This is a genomic window from Paenibacillus oleatilyticus (assembly GCF_018998565.1).
GTDB lineage: Bacteria > Bacillota > Bacilli > Paenibacillales > NBRC-103111 > Paenibacillus_G > Paenibacillus_G oleatilyticus.
The window spans coordinates 110042-130143 of sequence record NZ_JAHNZO010000022.1; the positions used below are offsets into that span (position 1 = coordinate 110042).

Here is a 20102-nt window from a genome sequence, read left to right on the forward strand (position 1 = left end):
CCCGAGGGTGTGAGCTTGTTATAGACTGGCTTGGGAATAAGCTAACGGGCAGGGTGGTTCCAATAAATGGCGAAATTATTATAAACAATTTAGGAGTGGTGACTTGGCTATATCAACTCGTTGCTCCGCAGCGCGCAGGCTTCCTCGTACACCTGAAACAGCGCCTACCAGTCCTCGAGCAAAAAAGTGGAAATGAAAATATCAGTAGTATCAAATAGAGATGGGAGCTTAAAGATGGCGAATAGAATTGTTGGAGACTTGGAAAATAAACTAATCATCTACGGGTACAGGAAGCCTCTGGGTTCGCGTACTTATTTACCTTTTCTTCCTGAGGCTATAGTTAATGAATTTATAGATGCTAAAGTGGTACTAGAACGCGACAGTAAAGAACAAAAGATTTATCAAATTTATTACTGGATTGAAGGGGATGGAGAATTCTATTTTCGAATAATTGTCTCGTATCTCGAGGATTCAATCACCATCCTTGCAGATGATGCTAATATCGCGGTGCGTGCTTATAAGGCTCTTTGCGAAAGTTTGGCACGATGGAAGTTACAGTGAAGCTAACAGGTAATGATAGTGAAGTTGAGCAAACTGTCGCAGCGGTAAGCTTTGTCATTGAAGTAACGGGCAGATTATCTCGAAACTATTCTCACTATTTAACGTCAAACTGGTGTAAATTCGGTATAATTAGAACCCATACATGAATTGGATAAGGGAGTCAGCCTATGAAGTTCATATTTAATAATTTCACATCTGATGTTGAGATATTTAATAAAGATAACGATGATTTTGTAGTAAGGTTTTATGATAAAGCAAAAGAACAAAACGAAGACGAAATAATTAATCTTGTTATTGTAGATCCAGGTTATGGGTATATTTCTTTGAAAATTAAGGGCGAAGGAGCGTTGTTGAGCGGATTTTTAGATGAAGATATTTTTATTACTGAGGAAATGGTAGACGCCGCAATTAATTACATCGAAGATTTAATCCCGCATGCAAAGAATAGATATATGCCGTATCATGTAGTCCGCTTCAAAAAAGCAAGCTATGTAGAATACAATGGTGAGTATTAATGGGGTTTTCGACCAAGTGTGACTAATCTTATGCATGGATCAAATTAAACTAACGGAAACGATAGCTCAACACAATAGCATGAGGCCGCGGCAGGATCAATCGGGCGGCATCATTAACGGGCAGGATAGCGTCTATTTTGGTTTTGGTTATAATGTTTAATAGGGGCCATTTAATTGCTTCGATTCATCTGGAGTTACCAATGACCTGTGTCGAAATATTCGAAAAGGGGCAAGTTGTGTGCAAAAGACTGAAAAAATTTACAACACTGCAGTAGAGGCAACTTTAGAGGTGATTGGTGGGAAATGGAAACCTGTTATTCTCTTTCATCTGACATTTGGTAAGAAACGTAATAATGAATTTAAGAGCTTGATTCCCGCAATTACTCAAAAGATGTTAACGCAGCACCTTCGGGAGCTTGAAGAAGAGGGCGTCATCTTACGTATCTCTTACAATCAGGTACCACCGAGAGTTGAGTATGAGTTGACAGACTACGGCTGGAGTCTAAAGGAACTCCTACATCTGATGTGCCGTTGGGGGGATTCGCATATAGAGAGAAAGTACGAGGGAAAGGCTACCGTTCTTAATCCAATGCTTACAGACGTAAATAACAGTTAAGAAACCGACCCAATATACAAGGTCGGCTTTCTTATTTTATACGGTAGTTTATGGAATGACTTTACGCTTGCGGAAGTCGTTGAAGATGTCCATAAACATTGCTTCGGTATCGACGAATTCGTGAAAGCCTAAACGACGAGCCTTAGTTCCGTCGGCAAAAAAATCGTAATCCCATGCAAACACGAAATCGCCGAATTGCCAAGAGGATACATCTTTATAGGAATTCCGAGCAAGCCCATGCTTCTCAACCATTTTGTTCCAAAGCAGCTCCTTGTCCGCCATGACAACGTCCAGAGACATCTGCAACGGAGGCGCTGTTTCCAGGCCAAAGTATTGAGCGATCTTCGGCCATAACTCATTCCAACGAAACAGATCGCCGTTCGTAATGTTGAATGCCTGATTCGCACAGCGCTCGTCGGTCGCTGCCCATACTGTTGCCTTTGCGAGAAGCCCAGCGTCTGTCATCTCCAATAGACTGTTGTAAGCTCCCGGCTTACCTGGAAACCGCAAAGGGATTCCAAGTTCCTTCGAAATTGAAGCGTAAATCGCTATGACCATTGCGAGGTTCATCGGATTTCCAAGCGAGAAGCCGCAGACTACAGAAGGACGGAGTGCCGACCAAGTCCAAGCCTTACCTTTTTGCCGTTGTTCTAAGAAATCTTGCTGATCAATATTGAACTCAGGAGGCATGTGGTTGGCGTCTGTCTCACGAGCAGGAGTTTTGAACGGGCCGAGATGTGCGCCGTATACCTTGTATCCCTGCATCAGACTGACATGTTTCAAGCCCGACGCGATTGGTTCGATCACTTCTATGATATTCACTAACATGGCGAGATTCGGTGGAACAAGTTCAGCCCAAGTTGGACGGTCTTGGTAAGCAGCATAAAAAATGTGTGTTACCTCAGTTAAATCGCTTAACTTCTCGTGAAGCTCGTCTATATTGAGTAGGTCCGCAGCCACATATCGAACACGGTTGCTAGATTCTCCACCGCGACGCGATACGCCGATTACGTCCCAATCAGGGAGAGTGATGAGGTGATCGATGAGGTTGCGACCTATAACACCATTTGCACCCACGACCAAGGCGACTTTGCGTGTTGTTGTAGATTCAATATTCATAGTGTGTCAGCTCCTTCTGTACTATTCTTTGTACAACATTATTTTGCATCAACTAACCATACATAGGAAGTACGCACTTTAAAGTGACATAAGCACTTTAAAGTAATCGAGATATATTCAGACGAAAAGAAGTCAGTCAACCCCCTCTTTGCTTTCTTAATCATCATGGTGGATGGGTATACTCGGCGGCGCTAGCTTTTCAAAGGTAAATTAAGTTAACGAGCAGATTAATGGTATTTATGATATGGATCATCGCGCTATCAGTAACGGCAAGTTTTTCCCGCTGATATTTCTTTATGATTTTTGTTATTGTATAGTCATTGGATAAAGTGCCTCTGATAAAGGAGTCAGTTGTGAAATGCTTAAGATCAGTGCTTTTTCAAAGTTGAGCGGTATTTCTGTCAAGGCGTTAAGATTTTACGATAGCGTGAGGCTGCTTGAGCCCGCCGTTATAGATCCTAATAATGGCTATCGGTACTACACCCAGGAGCAGCTTCTGACCGTTAAGCGCATTACCGCCTTTAAGGAACATGGTTTCACGCTGGATCAAATAAAAACCTTTCTCGAAGAGCATCCATTACCTGAAGTAAAGCTAAAATTAGCCGATAAGAAGAAAGAACTTGAGCGTTCCATCCTGGAAGCGCAGCAGCAGTTGAAAGAAATCGATAACAGGATTGCCCGCGTCGAAGAAGCGGATAAACGCCAACATGAAACACCGATAACCGTTCGTAACGTACAGCCACAACTTACGGCTTCGATTCGTGATATCGTTCCGCGTACGCACCTATGTCTACTGCTTGACGAACTTACAAAGTACGTCAATTCGTATGGGGAGGACGAAGGACGAGATCTGACGATTTTATGGTATGATCATGGCGGCACGTACACGGATCAAGCCGATCTAGAGGTTGCAGTACCGCTGACAAAGGCTATTCCAAGCAGCGAAAGAGTGAATGTCCGCTTTCTGCCCGAGTTAAAAGCGGCCGCATCCCTTGTACACCTCTGTAGTCCTTACGATGACTCTTGCCTTGCTGCTGATCAGTTAGCATCATGGATCTCGTCTCAAGGCTATGTCCGTTCCTATAAAGATCCGATCCGTGAAACCTATTTAACTTCGGACAAAGATATTTACGGAAAAATGCGCTTGGCCAAATTGCTCGTTCCCCTTGAGCTTGGTTAAGATCATTGGTATCTCCATGCCTCCTTCCGGAGTTCATTTTTTCTCTGAAAATAGTTTTGTAATCCCTCTTGACTCTCCCCTTTACGGGAAGGTATACAGTAGCATTACACATCATAAGGGAGTGAGATCTATGAAACGATTGGAAGGAAAAATTGCACTAGTCACAGGCGGAAGTCGCGGTATCGGAAAAGGAATTGCGCTGAGACTGGCGCAAGAGGGCGCGCTGGTTATCGTTCACTATGGCAATCGTCGTGTTGCTGCAGAAGAAGTTGTCCGCACCATTGAAGCGCATGGAGGACAAGCTTTGGCTATAGGAGCAAATCTCGAAACCGTTGCCGGGGTAACGGATTTGGTTCAAACTATGAAGGAAGAGCTCCTTCGCCTAACTGGTCAGAACCAAATCGATATTCTCGTTAATAATGCCGGTATAGGAACTTCCAAAACATTAGAGGAAACTACGGAGGAAGAATTCGACGCGATATTTGCAGTGAATGTAAAAGCACCGTTTTTTCTCGTCCAGCAAACTTCACAGTTTCTGCGTGACGGAGGACGAGTTATCAACATCTCTTCAGGCGTTACACGAATTGCGTATCCCCATATCATGGCGTACAACTTGACGAAAGGTGCCATAAATACGTTTACCCTGCATCTTGCGAAACTATTAGGGCCCCGCGGCATTACAGTTAATGCCGTACTCCCTGGCATCGTCGATACGGACGTGAATGCGGAATGGCTGCATACGCCGGAAGGCCAACAGCATGCAGCCGAAATGTCTGCCCTTGGCAGGATTGGCGAAGCTTCGGATATTGCGGACATCGTGGCTTTCCTCTCGTCATCGGACGGCCGTTGGATTACCGGACAGATGGTCGATGCTACGGGTGGATCACACTTATAAGTTCAATCAACAGCCCTTCTAGGCAAGATGGAGGGGCTGTTTTTATGTTTAATCATCGTAAAACTTGCCGTTACTTTATGGTAAAGTTCCTGATGGTTGAATAATACCACACATCGTTGAACGGGATGTCGCAGCCAATTTTATTAATATGACATAAGGTGACGTATTTGAGGTCTATAATGGGTGGTAGATTAACGAAAGGAGTAATAAATCATGAAACGAAGAATTATTTTAGATTTAGCGGTTACTTTAGATGGTTTTATTGAAGGGAAAAATGGTGAAGTTGATTGGTGCATTATGGACTCTGAGCTGGGGTTTAATCATTTTTTAAATCAAATTGATGCCATTTTCTATGGAAGAAAAAGCTATGATTTATGGGGACAATTTACTCCGGAAATCGAACCTACGGATTTTGAAAAAGAATTTTGGGAATTGGTTCATAGTAAAGAGAAATATGTGTTTTCCAGGACGCAAAAGGGGACTGACAATAAAGCAATATTCATAAATGATAGTATTCTTGAAGAAGTAAACAAATTAAAGAATAAGCCTGGCAAAGACATCTGGCTATATGGTGGAGCAAGTCTTATTACAACTTTTATCAATTTAGGACTTGTTGATGAATTTAGATTATCTGTTCACCCTGTTGTTTTGGGAGAAGGGAAACCGCTGTTTGTGGATATAAAACAGAGGTTGAATTTAAAAATGGTCAATACAAGAACGTTCTCCTCAGGCGTTGTACAACTAATTTATCATTTTGATGGGAACTAATAATAATGCACATTCCAATGATAAAATCGTTAGTTTCATATTAACAGCGGCAAGTCTAAGACTTTATTTTCTGGTCTTCGACCGCCGCTTTTTCATCTACTGGGTTCATGGAAATTCGAGGCCTGACGGGGTACGTTGCAACGGACCCAATTCCAAAACAGAGCTTGGGTGTCCAAGCCAAATTGATACGGTGACCCAAGAAGTTTCGGGATCGGCATGAATATGTGCGCCACAGAGAACCTATTTAAAAATACGATCAATTTCGTTGATTTCTTCTTCTGTCAGGTGGACGTCTAATGTTTTTAAATTATCCAGCGCTTGCTCTGCTCTTTTTGCTCCGGGAATGACAACATCTATGGAATCATGTGTTAAATACCAAGCAAGGACTACATGAGCAACTTCGGCAATTTTTTCATTTGCAATTTTACGGAGATGCTCTACCTTTTCTAGATTTTTTTTAAATTGATCGGCCTGGAAGTGAGGCATATCTTTGCGTAGATCATTGAATGTCATATCCTTATTGTATTTACCGGCCAGCAAGCCTGATGCTAGTGGAAAGTATGGAATAAACGAGATATTATTCTCAGTCGTATATGGAAAGAATTCTTGTTCCGCTTCACGCTGCAGCAAATTGTAGTTTCCCTGTAATACATCGACATAACCATCCGTATTTGCTTCTTTCAATTGTTCAAGTGAGAAGTTGGAAACGCCAATTGCTCTAATTTTACCTTCGTCCTTTAGCTGTTTTAAGACTCCAACCGCCTCATCTTTTGGTGTATCCTGATCTGGAACATGAATATAAAATAAATCTATGTAATCTGTTTGTAGTCTTTTCAAACTATCTTCAACGGTTTGTTTTAAAAAAGCAGGCGAATTATCCATGGCAACATCATTGCCGACAAGTGTAAGGCCGCCTTTTGTTGCAAGGATGAGATCATGACGCTTTCCTGCTTCTTTTATCACTTCACCTATTAGCTCCTCTGAACGTCCTGTTCCATAAAAAAACGCTGTATCTAAAAAATTCACTCCATGGTTGATCGCAGCCCGCACCAAATCTTTTCCTACTTCTTCATTTATATTAGGAAAAATATTGTGCCCACCTACAGTGCTTGCTCCAAGTCCGATTGGATTGATAACTAAATCTGTTTTACCAATTCGTGTTTGTTTCGTCATTCTCTTCAACTTCCTCTCATTTTTAAGCTTAGTGTACGTTATCCACGTTTTGTTGGCGCTAGCTTACTTAAGCATGACTAGGTAATGTAACTACCTTAATTCTTTGGAAGTGCCGGTGCAACATCTGGAATACTACCGGCTTGGTTAGACTGCGTCTCTCCGATTGGTCGTACGTGCCGAAGCCGCGTAACGATAAGGATGATGGTAACGAGCATGATAGCGCCGCTGGCTGCCGCAACGGCGTGCATCCCGCCGGTAAAGGCTTTCAATGACGCAGCTGTGCAATATCGGATTCTGTATAGATCCTGTGTCCGGAGTCAGTATGACCGGATGGAGAGAACAAACCGATCTGGTCGTAGTATCGCAATGTTCGAACCGTTAATCTTGCTAATTTTTCAATTTCTCCAACTTTCCACTCCCTTTTCATGATCATCCTCTTTTTTCGCGCGAGGTTTTTACCTGTATCCATAGCGTAAATCATTACGTTACGATAGTTTCAAGTAGAAAATGGAAAATTTTAAACTTTTGCATGATAATAGGGCGAGGTAAGAGAATTCTTTATTCCGATGCAGAATGCTAATACATTGAAAGCATATGCTTTGCAGCTCAAGATGCTGGTTAAGGGTCTCGGGGATGGGCAGAAGAGTGTGGTGGAACCGGAGTAACACATCCGCTTCACCTACAATATGATGAGTCTAGAAAACTAAAGAGGTGAGCCAATGGCAGTCGTAAAAGCAAGGAAACAGGATATTGATATGTTGGCAAGGTTGCTTCGGGCTGAAGCTGAGACCGAAGGCGAAAGGGGCATGCTCCTTGTTGGAAATGTTGGCATTAACCGAGTAAGAGCGAATTGCTCCGATTTTAAAGGAATCCGGACCATTCCCCAAATGATTAACCAGCCGCATGCGTTCGAAGCGTTGCTACATGGTTTGTACTATCAAAACGCAAGAGAGAGGGAACGTCGTCTGGCGAGACAGGCTGTGAATGGGGTGCGGAATTGGCCAGCCAAATTCTCCCTATGGTATTTCCGTCCAGGAACGTTCGAAAATCCCGGACCATGTCCGCCAACCTGGTATAATCAGCCGCTCGCAGGACGATGGAAGAAACACTGTTTTTATGAACCGACCGCGAAAGAATGTGAAACTGTATATAGTACGTTTTAATATGATAAACGAAAAGAGCTCAGGATTTCGTTACCTGACTTGTCACAGCCATGTGTCGGTTGACAAGAACTTTATTTCATCAAGTGCCGCGTATATCGCGGCTTCTTTGGGTTTAGCGGAATAAAGTTGTTGTCACGGTCATTTTTTTCGTCGAGAAAGATCCAGACGGAAACAAGCTGATGATTTGTCGTAAATAGAGAAGATATCAAGCACGATTGAACCAAATCATTCTCTAAGAAAAGGCCATCCTTTGCGGGATGGCCTTTTGGTCAATCCTTGCCGTTACAGACAGCGCGGCGAACCGTATCATAAGTAACGGCAAGGACTGCTGTCCGTCAATTCCTGCCGCTGAACCGCTCGAGCGCTTCCTCGGTAACCGGTGCGAAGAGGTTGACGAGGTTGCCGTCGGGGTCGCGAAGCAGTGCAGAGCGGTTTCCCCATGGCATCGTGGTCGGTTCCTGTACCCACTCGTCGACAAGCGGCTTCAAGCGTGTGTACTCGGCATCGACGTCGTGGACGCGAAACTCGATGATGACGGTGTGGTTGTCGGCCGCGCGCGCGGTACCAGCGCCGAACAGTTGCACTGTCTGGGAGTGGCCGATCGCCAGGGTACACGATGGCAGAACGAACTCAGCGAAGACAGGCGCGGGGCGCTTTGCCGAAACACCTGTGACTTTCTCATAGAACTCGACGAGTCGATCCAAGTCGTCGGTAATGATGCGTACAGAAGCGAAATTCACGAGACATCATCCTTTCAATAATGGAATTAAACGCTACGATACCGTATCGTATCATATCGGCCTGAAAAATACAAGTGAACGTATGACTAACAAAAATGGTGCTCGAAATTGATTCGTTGCCTCACCAGGCGCAGTCGTGGACCCGGCGCCAAGGATGCCCCCGTGGTATAATGTGAAGGAGCATTTATTTTAGGCAACGAACCCCAGTTTAAGTACTTTTATGTTGGAGGGAAGATTGGTGACTACGTCTAATAAATCTGAACGTGTGCCGTCGGACAAGGTGAATAGTCGCGTCGAGCGTTCACGACATACCGTCCTGACCACGGCATTTGAACTGCTCAGCGAAGGCGGTGTGGCTAGCTTCACCGTCGATGAGGTGGCGCGTCGTTCCGGGGTCGCGAAGACGACCATCTACCGCCACTGGCCGACGCGGGAAGCACTGGTGATGGACGCCTGTTCACGGATGATTGCCGAGCAGGAAACGCCCGACACCGGCTCACTCGAAGGTGACGTCACGGCTATCCTGGTGGAAATCGCGCACCTGTTACCGACGGCGAATTGGTCCTTCGTTCTGCCGTCAATCGTCGACACCGCCGAGCGCAATCCGGAGTTCGCGGAAATCCACAGTCGGATTCAGCGCGGACACGCCGCGCCCCTGAGAGAGGTCCTGCAGCGCGCGGTAGGCAGGGGCGAGCTGTCGGTAGACGCCGACGTGTCAACGATCGTCGCAGCCCTGCTGGGGCCACTCTTCTACCGCCGCTGGTTCTCGCGCGAACCGATCGACGACCAGTTCGTAAAGGCGATCATCAAACGCGTACTCGCTTCACTTTAGTGCGAGACGCCTACCACTGCTTGGCCGGACCGTTATCTATAGGTAAGGGACAAGTAAAAAAGGTGTCCCTCAGCCATTTTCATTCATGGCTTTTGGGACACCCTCTTTTTAACTCTTTTTGTAGGTAGGCTCACATCAGTTATCTGTTCTTTTATATTGCTCTAACTCAGCCTTTAATCTGGCATTCTCATCCAACAACTTTTGTACATCGGGTATGTCCTTGCCGGAAATCCAGCCACCCAAATCGTCTCTTCCTCTATACTCCTTCAATTTTTCATGAAGTACCCACCTAATGTGCCATTCTTCTGCAATATGAAATATGGCCACATCTTCCATTACGGATTGCTTAAACTCTTGGAACTTCTGATAGCTTGACACGCCGACAAAGTCGTATGGCTGTCGTCTTAATGCTTCATCGGTTAAAACAAGAGCGAATCTTGGCTTACCTAGTTCTCCGGCATAATCATATTCCCAATGCGGATAACTCTTCGATTCGTCGGGAAGCATGTTTCCATAGAGTCCTCCGAGAATGGTGATAAATACATCGGATTCATCGATCCATCTCTTAATTGTGTCCATTGGGCGTTCCAAAAAGAATGGGTCGATTCCAATTCCAGCAGGAATGTGACCAGCTTTAAGAATAGCTTCTACAGCGATTTGACGTTCTGCAACCAGATCGGCAAAAGTAGACGATATGTAGATTTGTAATTTTTTTTTCATAGGCCACCTTATGGAATGAAATTAATATAAATCATACCGTTGGCTCCGTTCATATGATTTGCCGAGATTTCAATGCTTCGGATATTGCAGCCGGGCCGCTTCTTTGCTGATCATCCCCTTTTTTGTATGATACAATCATGAGTTAATAGTCCTTTTTCTTAAAAATTCAAATTAGGATGATGATCCAATGAACATTTTGCTTGTGGAAGATGATAAAACTATCGCGTCCGGCCTTGAGTATTCTCTACAGCAAGACCAGTTTTCTACGGTTCTGTGCCATGACGTCGCATCTGCGAAAAAGGTAATAGCCGAGCAGTTGGATCAGTTCGCTTTATGTCTGTTCGATTTATCGCTGCCGGATGGAAGCGGGTATGAACTGTGTAAAATGGTGAAGGAGCAAAGCGATATTCCCGTTATTTTCCTGACCGCCGTTGACGATGAAGTCAATGTCGTGATGGGGCTTGATATGGGAGCGGACGATTATATTACGAAGCCTTTTCGAATTCGCGAGCTGCTCTCGCGGATAAAATCGGTTTTGCGAAGATACCAGAAGCAGCCGCAGGCCAAAGCCATCATCGAAGTAGATGCTATCCGGATCAATACGCTTGAAGGCAAGGTGTATAAACATGGCGATGAAATTCCGGTGACGGCTTTGGAGTACCGCTTGTTGCTGATTTTCGCGAACCATATCGGGCAGATCCTCTCCAGAAACCAGCTTTTGGAGCAAATTTGGGATGTGGCCGGGGATTTCGTCAATGATAATACGCTAACCGTTTACATCAAAAGGCTGAGGGAAAAACTAGAGGATGATCCGAAAGATCCAACGTTCATTAAAACCGTACGCGGTTTAGGATATAAGGTCGGTGAGTAGCATGCTGCGTAATCGCGAGATCCGCCTCGTACTCTTGTTGATGTGCACGATGAGTCTGGTTATGCTTGCCGTCGCGGCTTTTTTTTCGACCGCTGCCGTGGTCCTCGTTCTAATGACGTCCATTTTACTCATTGGCTGCAGCCACCTGTTTACGAGATTGAGATATCAAGAGATTGAGAAATTGTCCGGCTATTTGCGGCAAATTAGCGGCGGCGACTATTCCCTTGACGTCCGGGATAATCGGGAAGGGGAATTCAGCATTCTGAAAAATACGATTTATAAAGTAACCGTCATGCTGTCGGAGCAAAGCTCCCTTTTGCACAAAGACAAAATCCATCTTACCGACGCGATTTCGGATATATCCCATCAGCTCAAAGCGCCTCTAACCTCTATGATGGTCATGGCCGACTTATTGGACGACGCCAAGCTGCCTGAAGCGAAAAGAACGGAATTTACGCGCAATATTCGTATTCAGCTCGAACGGCTGGATTGGCTTGTTTCTTCGTTATTGAAGCTTTCGAAGATCGATGCAGGCACCGTGCAGTTCAAGAAAGATCATGTCAGGGTGACCAAGCTTATTGAACAAGCGTTACAGCCCGTGCTCATTCCGATCGACATCAAAGAACAGACGGTTTCGGTAACGGGCGATGACAGCGTCTCTTTTGTAGGCGATCTGAATTGGACAACCGAAGCGGTAATCAATATTTTAAAAAACGGCGTGGAGCATACGCAAGCAGGCGGAACCATCGCGATTTCCTTTTCCGAGAACCCGCTATTTACGGAGATCAGGATTGAAGATAATGGCAAAGGCATCTCCAAGGAAGAGATTCCTCATATTTTTAAACGTTTTTATAAAGGAAAGGGGGCCGGCGAGGGCAGTAGCGGCATCGGTCTCTCGCTGGCTCACAGCATTATAACGAAACAGAATGGAGATATAGAGGTCCAGAGTGAACTCCATAAGGGAACCCAATTTCGGATTCGCTTCTACAAGCAAGTCGTCTAACCAGGGCTAAGTGACTAGACTGTCACTTTCTAGTCACTGTAAAGTCACTTCGGGCAGATATACTAAATCCATCGACAAACGCATGGAGGGTTCAGCATGGAAATTCTGAGGATCGAACATCTGTCTAAAGTGTATGGAAAAGGCGATACGGCGGTAAAAGCGCTTGATGACGTCTCCTTCTCGGTGGACAAAGGGGAGTTCGTCGCCATCATCGGTCCGTCCGGATCGGGGAAGTCGACGCTTTTACATATGCTAGGCGGTGTAGATAGACCGACAAGCGGAAAAGTATTTGTGGACCGCACGGACATGTACAGCCTGGACGAAACGCAGCTGGCGATTTTTAGACGGAGACAAATCGGGTTGATTTACCAGTTCTATAATCTTATTCCGATTTTAACGGTTGAAGAAAATATCCAGCTCCCGCTTTTGCTCGATCAGCATAAGGTGGATCGGAAACAGTTTGAGGATATTGTGAAGACGCTGAATTTACAAAATCGCTTGAATCATCTGCCGAACCAGCTTTCTGGCGGCCAACAGCAGCGGGTCTCGATCGGAAGAGCGTTGATGAATCAGCCGGCTATCATCCTGGCAGACGAGCCGACCGGTAATCTGGACAGTAAAAACGGCAGCGAAATCGTTGACTTATTGAAAATGTTCAACAAGAGCTTGCATCAGACGCTGATCATGATCACCCATGATGAACGAATTGCTTTGCAAGCCGACAGAATTATTTCCATTGAAGATGGAAAGATTGCCAAAGACGAGGTCATTCGGCCATGAACATTATCCATAAGCTAACACTTCGACATCTAATGAAAAATAAGAAGCAAACGCTGGTGACCGTGATCGGAGTTGTGATTTCCGTGGCCATGGTGACGGCGGTTATAACGCTTGGCTCCTCTTTCTTGGTGTTAATGCAAAAGCAAACGATTCAAGACTATGGAGAATGGCATGTCCAGTACAAAAACGTCAACAAAGATCAGCTCGAAGCGATCAAACAGGATGCGGCAACCCAACAATTAATCACTTCCAAGGAACGCGGCTATGCCCTGTTACAAGGAAGTCAAAATAGCAGCAAGCCATATTTGTTCATTAAAGCGTTTAATACCCAAGGCTTTAACAACTTCCCTATTGCATTGAGTGAAGGGCGTCTGCCTCAACAAGCCAATGAGATCGTCCTTTCGGAAGCTATCGCCCCGAACGCCAAAGTCACCTACCGGATTGGCGATCGGTTAACCCTTGATGTCGGGCAGCGTTCGAATCCTGCCGATCCTGCTAATACGGACCTCAATCAAAATGAACCATTAAGATTCATCAACGGGAAAAGCTCGGAAACCTTAATTCATACAACAACCGAAACGTATACCGTTGTAGGCTTTATTAAACGTCCTTCGTGGGAGCAGGCGTGGGCGCCGGGGTATACCGCCCTTACCTATGTCGACGAGAACATGGCGGACACCAACAAAACCGTGGATGCGAGTGTGGTCCTCAAGAAAGTCGACGGCAATGTATTTGCTCATGCTAATGACTTGTCCACGAAAAACAACATCAGCTCGTTTAAAACGAATGAGTCTCTATTGCGTTATTATGGCGTCATGGGCGGCGGATTAGGCAAAACCTATAACTCGCTATTCGTCATTGTGGTGCTTGTTATTGTCATTGGCTCCGTTTCCTTAATCTACAATGCTTTTGCGATTTCCGTCTCGGAACGGTCACGTTATCTGGGGATGCTGTCGAGTGTTGGAGCAACGAGAAGGCAGAAGAGAAATTCGGTATTTTTTGAGGGAGCGGTGATTGGCGTCATTGGCATTCCCTTAGGCGTCATCTGCGGCATGATTGGAATCGGCATTACCTTTCGCTTCATTAACTCGATGCTCGAAGATGCGATCGGTGTTACCGAAAAATTAACGTTGGTCGTCACGCCTTCATCGCTCGCAATGACGTGTCTGATCTCGATCGTCACGATATTCATTTCAACGTATCTTCCAGCCCAAAAAGCATCTAAAATTTCTGCCATCGACGCGATTCGGCAAACCATGGATATTAAGCTGACGGGGAAAACGGTGAAAACCTCGAAGCTGGTCCAACGGTTATTCGGCATTGAAGCGGAGTTCGGATTGAAAAATTTAAAAAGAAACAAACGCAGGTATCACGCTACGGTCTTTTCACTTGTCATTAGTATCGTGCTGTTTCTATCCGTGTCCTTCTTCACTTCCAACCTGCAGAAATCGCTTGGTGTCTCCCAAAAAGGCTATAACTATGATATCGGGGTATACAAGAACGGTGAAGTGACGACGCTCGATGAGCATTTGGTGAAATCGATTGTGTCGTTGGAGGGCGTTACGGAATACAGCCTGATAAAACAGTGGTTTGGCGTCTTCACTTGGGTTGCAGAGAAGTCCGTTCCCGAAGGGGCGAAACCCCCTCGGGCTCCTGATCAAGGTCGGTATAAATACGATATACGAGTAAATGCTTTAAGTGAAGACAAGCTGAAAGCCTATGCCCAAAAGGTCGGCACCGAGTACGCCAAGCTAACGAATCCCGCTCACCCAACCGGCATATTGATTGATGTCATGAAATATAAAGATGAAAAGAACAAAATTATCGAAACGAAAGCTATCCAGGGCCGAGTAGGGGAAATGCTTGATCTCGTCTCCACCGATTCTAATAAGGAATCGGTCAGCAAAGTGGAGCTTGCCGCGGTAACGGAACAATTCCCGATGGGACTTGTTCCAAGCAGCTTTGAAGTTCATCTTGTTGTATCCGAGCCGGTCTTCGACCAGTTAATGAAAAAAAGTAAGAATAAACAGTTTTCCTCACTTTACCTGAATAGTAGAGATCCTTTGAAAACACAGCAAGACATCGAAGAAATGAATCAAGAGCTGGAAGTCTCGAACATATTTCAAGTAAGACAGCACTCTGAACAAATAATCCTGTTATTGTCCGTATTTGTTTACGGTTTTGTGGCCTTAATTACGGCGCTTTCGATGGCGAATATTCTCAACACGATTTCGACGAGCATTGCCCTTCGCAAAAGGGAATTTGCGATGCTGAGATCGGTGGGGATGACGCCGAAAAGCTTTAATAAAATGATAAACTATGAAAGCATATTTTATGGAATCAAGGCCCTAACTTATGGGCTTCCGATCAGCGCAGTGATTATGGTGTTGATCTACCGAGCCTTCAGCTACAGTTTTTCGTACGGTTTCATGGTGCCATGGACCAGTATTCTGTATGTGATTGCGGCCGTGTTTGTTATCGTGAGCTTGTCCATGTATTACGCCAGCATAAAAGTAAAAAAGGCAAACATTATTGATGCTTTGAAACAGGAGAATCTATAGACTGGACAGCCGACCACATAGCTTAGGAAAGTTTTCTTTAGCCCCGCCGATTTGTTGGTGGGGATTTTTTCATTGACGTCCGGGGGAGTTTCTGCTGCTGAAGTTAACGCTCTTCCGGAGTCCGCCAAAGTAGCGAATGCAGTGACTGCAGCGAATAAAACTTCTTTGACTCTAGGGAAAGGAAAATATACCATAGGGCTTAGAGCGAATTTCTCTGATGGCATAGAACAAAATATCACAACCGAGATCGAAATAGTCGTTCACTAGGTTTGGGACATAAAATTCTCCAGGCCTTCGTCACGTGAGAAGTGATTTGAGGGATTCAAATATGCATTTCATCCAAAAGTTATCTATATGAAGTCAAAAGGTTGTATCATGCTTACATAGAGTTCTAGAATAAAAGTAATGGAAATGAGGGGAAATCTTTTTTGTATAGAGTGGCTATTTGCGATGATGAGGAGAGACAAAGAGAGCTTGTTAAAGCTATCCTGATTGCTTTGTCGATAAAGTCAAATATAGATTTTGAGATCGAATTATTCGGCTCGGGAGAGCAGTTGGTATCTTATTATGAGCGCCGTGAAAATCCATTCCATATATTGATCTTGGACATTGAAATGGGTGGAATGAACGGGATTCAAACAGCCCGAACAATAAGAGGTTTAAATAATCTGGATGAACAAATTATTTTTCTGACAAGCTACCCTCAATATATGGTGGAAAGTTTTGACGTCATGACATTCCAGTATTTGATAAAACCCATTGCCCCCTCAATCTTGGAGGAGAAAATCATCAAGCTATATCAATACTTTCAAGCACTTGATAAAAAGTTTATGGTCATCAAGTCAGCCTATGAAGAAGTCGTTATCAAATATGATGACCTCATTAGTATTGAAGCTGCTAAAAGTTTAACCATAAAAAGCAAACTGCATTTTACGACCACGAATCAAACCTATGATAGCAAAGGCACCATTTCAGATTATGCTATGGCCTTAAAAGACTGTAACTTCTTGCAAATCCATCGTTCCATCATTATTAACTTACTTCATGTGAGGAAGTTTGCTAGCGGAATTGTTCTAATGTCCAATGGGATGGAATTACCCATAGGCCGTTCTAAAATTGAAGAGGTTAAAGATGTTTATACCAAATATATGATTAGGAAGATCGAATAATATGATTCAAAATAATTTACTTGTTGTCACTATCATTGTACTTGTGATGGGCGTTCAACTTAATTTTTTCTTCAACTCGGTTTTTGGTAAATCAACCAAAAAATACCGATTCATTTACTTCATTATCATGATGTTGCTCGGTTACCTATTTCTAGTTATTCCCGTCTCTCCTCTTTCATCTTTGATTCTACCCTTGCTTATGATATTTAGTTTTGCGCAATCTTATAAAGTAGAATTTAAAACCAAGTTCACTTTTTCAATACTTTACGCTGTTTTAATGACTTTTGCTATTTTTATATCCCGTTATCTTTTTTATACCCTAGATTCAGTTGACATTAACTTTGATCCTGTAAATGAACAAGATCAAATAGACAACACGAAAGCTATTTTACTCAGTTGTGTGATCATGTTTGCGATCATTCAGATCATACGACTAGTTGCAAAACGCAGAAGTTCATCTTTGGATAATCGTTACTACGTATTATTCTTGGTTGTTCCTATCGTAAGTATATACCAGCTGAGTATTCTAACTCATAAGGATGTTTATTCTTTGATTTCCGTTATTGGATTTATTTTTTTAAACGTGATGATTGTCTATATTTTTGATAATATCGTTGATAAATTTCAATTCATGCATGAGAATACTCAGTTGCAACATCAGATGGACTATCAGGATGCGAATTATGAAAAAGTCGTTCACAGCTTCAAATCCATTAAAAGAATCATTCACGATACGAATCAACAGTTTTTGTATATTGAAGAGTGTATTAAGCGAAATGAGCTTGCAGCAGCCATGGAACATATTAAGACTACATTAAATAAAGTCGAGGGAGCCTATCACCGGGTGAATACGGGGAATCTGGTTATAGATGCTCTTGTCACAAATACGCTAAATATTGGACAAGCCAATGGCATAAGAATAGATACGAAGCTTAACTTATGTTCACAAGAAGTCCATATTGACCGTTATGACTTATGTGTTGTCATTGGAAACATGCTAGATAACGCAATAGAAGCTTCTAAAAAGTTGAAAATCGCAGAAGATAGGTACATTCTTATCAAAATACATTCTACCGAGTCTACCCTTCTCATTCACATCTTGAATCATATGGAGAATGAAGTTGCCCACTTATACAGCCACAAACCAAACCCGGAATTTCATGGTATTGGATTAACCAATATAGCTAGAATCTGCGACAAGTACGGTGGTCATATGACCATTGAAACGGAAAATAAAGTATTTAATAATATGGTCCTCCTACCATTTTAAACGAACAATCCTTGGACAATATGTTGTTCAGGGATTGTTTTTTTCGTTTCAGGGCTTATTTAAATACAGCAGCCTTCTTCCATGTATGATGAATTGGGGTACATACAATCTAGAAAGAAATTACGAGGAGGAATGAATAATGAAGAAAATGGTTTCTGTAGTAATGACCGCTATGCTTATTACCATACCGGTCACCTCTGCTTTTGCTGGAACGGAACCGGGTACTGTAAAAGAAAGGGCACAGGTGCTAGCTTCGAAGCTCCTTTCCGTCACTGGTGCAAGTGGTGTGCAGTATGCCATTATGGATAAGGGATCCATTGTTTTATCAGATAACGCCGGTGTAAAAGATAAAGCTTCCAAAGCTCCGATCACCAAAGACACTATGTTTGGTATAGGTTCGGTAAGTAAAATGCATGTGTCTGCTGCAACGATGATGCTAGCTGATGCTTATGAAATTGATATTGATGAGCCACTTACAACGTATATCGAAGACTTCAAAATGGCAGATGAAAGATATAAGAAAATTACACCTCGTATGTTAATGAATCATTCGTCAGGGCTTTACGGTACTCACCTTCCGAATAGTTCTTTATTTGATGACAATGATACAATAGTCCACGATGGATTATTGAACAAGTTAAAATCGGAACATTTAAAAGCAAATCCAGGTGAATTTTCCGTGTATTGTAACGATGGGTTTGATTTGCTTGAAATCATGATTGAACGAGTGAGCGGTATGAGCTATACCAAATTCCTTGCGAAATATGTGAGCAAGCCTCTGAATTTAAGCTCAACTAAAACACCACTTGATCAATTTGATAGAGAAAGGGTAGCCAAAGCTTACTTCCCTACGATGGATCAGGCTTTACCCATTGAGAATACTAACACCCTTGGGTCAGGCGGGCTCTACTCAACTGCAGAAGACGTAACTAAGTTTGCAGAAATATTAATGGGTAATCGAACGGATGTTCTATCTAAAAAATCAGCCAAAGCCATGCAAAGTCCTGAATATAAAAGAGGAATATGGGTTTCTGAAAAAGCGAACTCCGTTAGCTATGGTCTTGGTTGGGACACGGTTCGCTTGCCAGAGTTTGATGATTACGGAATAACGGCATTATACAAAGGTGGAGACACCATGAATTATCACGGTTCCTTGATCACAATACCAGAACATAATATTTCTATGGCTGTGCTTTCTTCAGGAGGGTCTTCAGTATTCAATGCTACATTTTCAACTAAAGTTTTATTAGAATACTTAAAAGACAAGGGGCATATTAAGGAAATTCTACCCGAGAAAACATTTAAACCTGCCTTGAAGGTGAACATGCCGTCTGAAATGCTTTCTTATGCTGGATTGTATGGTACAAAGGATTCAACCATAAATTTGGAGATTAAGAACGGAGAGATTGATTTACCTGCACAAAACGGAGGGTTGATACCCGCACAAACCTATGTGTATACGGGAGATGGACAATTCAAAAGCAAAGATGGCAGTGCAACAGTAAGCTTTGACAAACAAACAAATGGAAAAACATATGTGAAGCTTAAAGCCTATACGAATAACCTAGGATTAGGTCAGTCCATGATGGTGTTCTATGCCTATCAAAAGTTGGATTCCAATCCACTCCAACAAACAACGAAAAAGGTATGGGAAAATAGAAATGGAAAAAGTTATTATAGGGTGGATGAAAAGATAACTTCTACATTTTATCTGGCCATGCCATTGTTATCAAAGACAATATCCGTTGATATGGATCATGGATACGCAAATGGGACTAAAATTGTTAATGAGAATCAAGCGGTAAATGTTATCCAAATTCCGATTATGGCCGGAAGAGATGTATTTGATCTCAACTTTTATAAAGAAGGACAGACGGAGTATTTAAAGATTGATGGATTCTCCTATATCAATGAAGATGCTATTCAACCCATTAATGAAGGGAAGGATTCAACCTTCAGCATACCATCCAATGGTCAGGTTAGATGGTATAAAATTGATGAAAAATCAGCCAATCGGGTCATGAACGTTAAGACTCCGGTAAGTGGGGGATTTGCCGTTTACGACAAGAATGGAATGTCTGTAAACCTTTCAAAGGTAACTAACAATCATTCGGTAGTACTGCCTGAAGGTGGGATGATCGTTTTTGGCGGAAAAGCGGGTGATGT

General features: G+C 43.3%; 19 protein-coding genes and 1 pseudogene. 15 read left to right on the plus strand and 5 right to left on the minus strand.

The window, feature by feature from the left end:
* The first annotated feature begins 234 nt into the window (after positions 1–234).
* The 3 genes from KQX66_RS24875 to KQX66_RS24885 all read left to right on the plus strand — a co-directional run bounded on the left by KQX66_RS24875 (position 235) and on the right by KQX66_RS24885 (position 1692).
* Positions 235–561, plus strand: coding sequence for a hypothetical protein (locus KQX66_RS24875; RefSeq protein WP_216795496.1), 327 nt, complete (start codon positions 235–237; stop codon positions 559–561).
* A gap of 167 nt (positions 562–728) precedes the next feature.
* A complete protein-coding gene (locus KQX66_RS24880) occupies positions 729–1076 on the plus strand; it encodes a hypothetical protein (protein ID WP_216795497.1) in 348 nt (115 codons plus the stop codon).
* Between the two features lie 238 nt (positions 1077–1314).
* Positions 1315–1692, plus strand: coding sequence for a winged helix-turn-helix transcriptional regulator (locus tag KQX66_RS24885; RefSeq protein ID WP_216795498.1), 378 nt, complete (start codon positions 1315–1317; stop codon positions 1690–1692).
* A gap of 48 nt (positions 1693–1740) precedes the next feature.
* On the opposite strand, the gene KQX66_RS24890 is transcribed toward KQX66_RS24885, so the two are convergent.
* Positions 1741–2811 carry an SDR family oxidoreductase gene (locus KQX66_RS24890; protein ID WP_216795499.1) on the minus strand — a complete coding sequence of 357 codons (1071 nt, stop codon included), beginning with the start codon at positions 2809–2811 and terminating at the stop codon, positions 1741–1743.
* 358 nt (positions 2812–3169) lie between these two features.
* On the opposite strand from KQX66_RS24890, the gene KQX66_RS24895 reads away from it, so the two are divergent.
* The 3 genes from KQX66_RS24895 (at position 3170) to KQX66_RS24905 (ending at position 5654) form a co-directional block, all read left to right on the plus strand.
* Positions 3170–3991: a MerR family transcriptional regulator gene (locus KQX66_RS24895; RefSeq protein WP_216795500.1), complete on the plus strand. Its 822-nt coding sequence runs from the start codon at positions 3170–3172 to the stop codon at positions 3989–3991.
* Between the two features lie 130 nt (positions 3992–4121).
* Entirely contained in the window at positions 4122–4886 is a 765-nt protein-coding gene (locus KQX66_RS24900) for an SDR family oxidoreductase (RefSeq protein WP_216795501.1), read from the plus strand.
* Between the two features lie 213 nt (positions 4887–5099).
* Positions 5100–5654, plus strand: a complete 555-nt coding sequence (locus KQX66_RS24905; protein ID WP_216795502.1) for a dihydrofolate reductase family protein — start codon at positions 5100–5102, stop codon at positions 5652–5654.
* A 240-nt stretch (positions 5655–5894) separates the two neighbouring features.
* Here the strand turns inward: KQX66_RS24905 and KQX66_RS24910 are convergent, their stop codons facing one another.
* Entirely contained in the window at positions 5895–6827 is a 933-nt protein-coding gene (locus tag KQX66_RS24910) for an aldo/keto reductase (protein WP_216795503.1), read from the minus strand.
* A 274-nt stretch (positions 6828–7101) separates the two neighbouring features.
* Positions 7102–7254, minus strand: a pseudogene (locus KQX66_RS24915) (MerR family DNA-binding transcriptional regulator); the annotation flags it as partial.
* A gap of 292 nt (positions 7255–7546) precedes the next feature.
* Here KQX66_RS24915 and KQX66_RS24920 point away from each other — a divergent pair.
* Positions 7547–7990, plus strand: coding sequence for a cell wall hydrolase (locus tag KQX66_RS24920; RefSeq protein ID WP_216795504.1), 444 nt, complete (start codon positions 7547–7549; stop codon positions 7988–7990).
* Positions 7991–8325: 335 nt separating this feature from the next.
* On the opposite strand, the gene KQX66_RS24925 is transcribed toward KQX66_RS24920, so the two are convergent.
* Positions 8326–8730 carry a VOC family protein gene (locus tag KQX66_RS24925; protein WP_216795505.1) on the minus strand — a complete coding sequence of 135 codons (405 nt, stop codon included), beginning with the start codon at positions 8728–8730 and terminating at the stop codon, positions 8326–8328.
* 238 nt (positions 8731–8968) lie between these two features.
* Between KQX66_RS24925 and KQX66_RS24930 the strand changes: the two genes are divergently transcribed.
* Complete coding sequence (locus KQX66_RS24930; RefSeq protein WP_308647270.1) at positions 8969–9562, plus strand: TetR/AcrR family transcriptional regulator; 594 nt, start codon at positions 8969–8971, stop codon at positions 9560–9562.
* 135 nt (positions 9563–9697) lie between these two features.
* Here the strand turns inward: KQX66_RS24930 and KQX66_RS24935 are convergent, their stop codons facing one another.
* Positions 9698–10282, minus strand: coding sequence for a DUF4062 domain-containing protein (locus tag KQX66_RS24935; RefSeq protein WP_216795507.1), 585 nt, complete (start codon positions 10280–10282; stop codon positions 9698–9700).
* Between the two features lie 187 nt (positions 10283–10469).
* On the opposite strand from KQX66_RS24935, the gene KQX66_RS24940 reads away from it, so the two are divergent.
* The 7 genes from KQX66_RS24940 to KQX66_RS24970 all read left to right on the plus strand — a co-directional run.
* The gene (locus KQX66_RS24940) at positions 10470–11153 is read left to right on the plus strand and encodes a response regulator transcription factor (RefSeq protein WP_088832241.1); all 684 of its coding nucleotides are present in this window, start codon (positions 10470–10472) and stop codon (positions 11151–11153) included.
* Between the two features lies 1 nt (position 11154).
* Positions 11155–12156, plus strand: a complete 1002-nt coding sequence (locus KQX66_RS24945) for a sensor histidine kinase (RefSeq protein ID WP_216795517.1) — start codon at positions 11155–11157, stop codon at positions 12154–12156.
* A 96-nt stretch (positions 12157–12252) separates the two neighbouring features.
* Complete coding sequence (locus KQX66_RS24950) at positions 12253–12936, plus strand: ABC transporter ATP-binding protein (protein WP_025846761.1); 684 nt, start codon at positions 12253–12255, stop codon at positions 12934–12936.
* Entirely contained in the window at positions 12933–15497 is a 2565-nt protein-coding gene (locus tag KQX66_RS24955) for an ABC transporter permease (RefSeq protein WP_216795508.1), read from the plus strand. Before KQX66_RS24950 ends, KQX66_RS24955 begins: the two co-directional genes overlap by 4 nt.
* Before the next feature lie 428 nt (positions 15498–15925).
* Positions 15926–16666, plus strand: a complete 741-nt coding sequence (locus tag KQX66_RS24960; protein ID WP_216795509.1) for a LytR/AlgR family response regulator transcription factor — start codon at positions 15926–15928, stop codon at positions 16664–16666.
* Between the two features lies 1 nt (position 16667).
* The gene (locus tag KQX66_RS24965; protein ID WP_216795510.1) at positions 16668–17936 is read left to right on the plus strand and encodes an ATP-binding protein; all 1269 of its coding nucleotides are present in this window, start codon (positions 16668–16670) and stop codon (positions 17934–17936) included.
* A gap of 139 nt (positions 17937–18075) precedes the next feature.
* A partial coding sequence (locus KQX66_RS24970; protein ID WP_216795511.1) for a serine hydrolase domain-containing protein occupies positions 18076–20102 on the plus strand: 2027 nt, incomplete at its 3' end.

What these genes read in the sequence shown, in the direction of transcription:
- KQX66_RS24875 (WP_216795496.1), top strand. Translation starts at nt 235, where the DNA reads ATGGCGAATAGAATTGTTGGAGACTTGGAAAATAAACTAATCATCTAC.
- KQX66_RS24880 (WP_216795497.1), top strand. Translation starts at nt 729, where the DNA reads ATGAAGTTCATATTTAATAATTTCACATCTGATGTTGAGATATTTAAT.
- KQX66_RS24890 (WP_216795499.1), bottom strand. Translation starts at nt 2,811, where the DNA reads ATGAATATTGAATCTACAACAACACGCAAAGTCGCCTTGGTCGTGGGT.
- KQX66_RS24895 (WP_216795500.1), top strand. Translation starts at nt 3,170, where the DNA reads ATGCTTAAGATCAGTGCTTTTTCAAAGTTGAGCGGTATTTCTGTCAAG.
- KQX66_RS24900 (WP_216795501.1), top strand. Translation starts at nt 4,122, where the DNA reads ATGAAACGATTGGAAGGAAAAATTGCACTAGTCACAGGCGGAAGTCGC.
- KQX66_RS24905 (WP_216795502.1), top strand. Translation starts at nt 5,100, where the DNA reads ATGAAACGAAGAATTATTTTAGATTTAGCGGTTACTTTAGATGGTTTT.
- KQX66_RS24910 (WP_216795503.1), bottom strand. Translation starts at nt 6,827, where the DNA reads ATGACGAAACAAACACGAATTGGTAAAACAGATTTAGTTATCAATCCA.
- KQX66_RS24920 (WP_216795504.1), top strand. Translation starts at nt 7,547, where the DNA reads ATGGCAGTCGTAAAAGCAAGGAAACAGGATATTGATATGTTGGCAAGG.
- KQX66_RS24935 (WP_216795507.1), bottom strand. Translation starts at nt 10,282, where the DNA reads ATGAAAAAAAAATTACAAATCTACATATCGTCTACTTTTGCCGATCTG.
- KQX66_RS24940 (WP_088832241.1), top strand. Translation starts at nt 10,470, where the DNA reads ATGAACATTTTGCTTGTGGAAGATGATAAAACTATCGCGTCCGGCCTT.
- KQX66_RS24945 (WP_216795517.1), top strand. Translation starts at nt 11,155, where the DNA reads ATGCTGCGTAATCGCGAGATCCGCCTCGTACTCTTGTTGATGTGCACG.
- KQX66_RS24950 (WP_025846761.1), top strand. Translation starts at nt 12,253, where the DNA reads ATGGAAATTCTGAGGATCGAACATCTGTCTAAAGTGTATGGAAAAGGC.
- KQX66_RS24955 (WP_216795508.1), top strand. Translation starts at nt 12,933, where the DNA reads ATGAACATTATCCATAAGCTAACACTTCGACATCTAATGAAAAATAAG.
- KQX66_RS24965 (WP_216795510.1), top strand. Translation starts at nt 16,668, where the DNA reads ATGATTCAAAATAATTTACTTGTTGTCACTATCATTGTACTTGTGATG.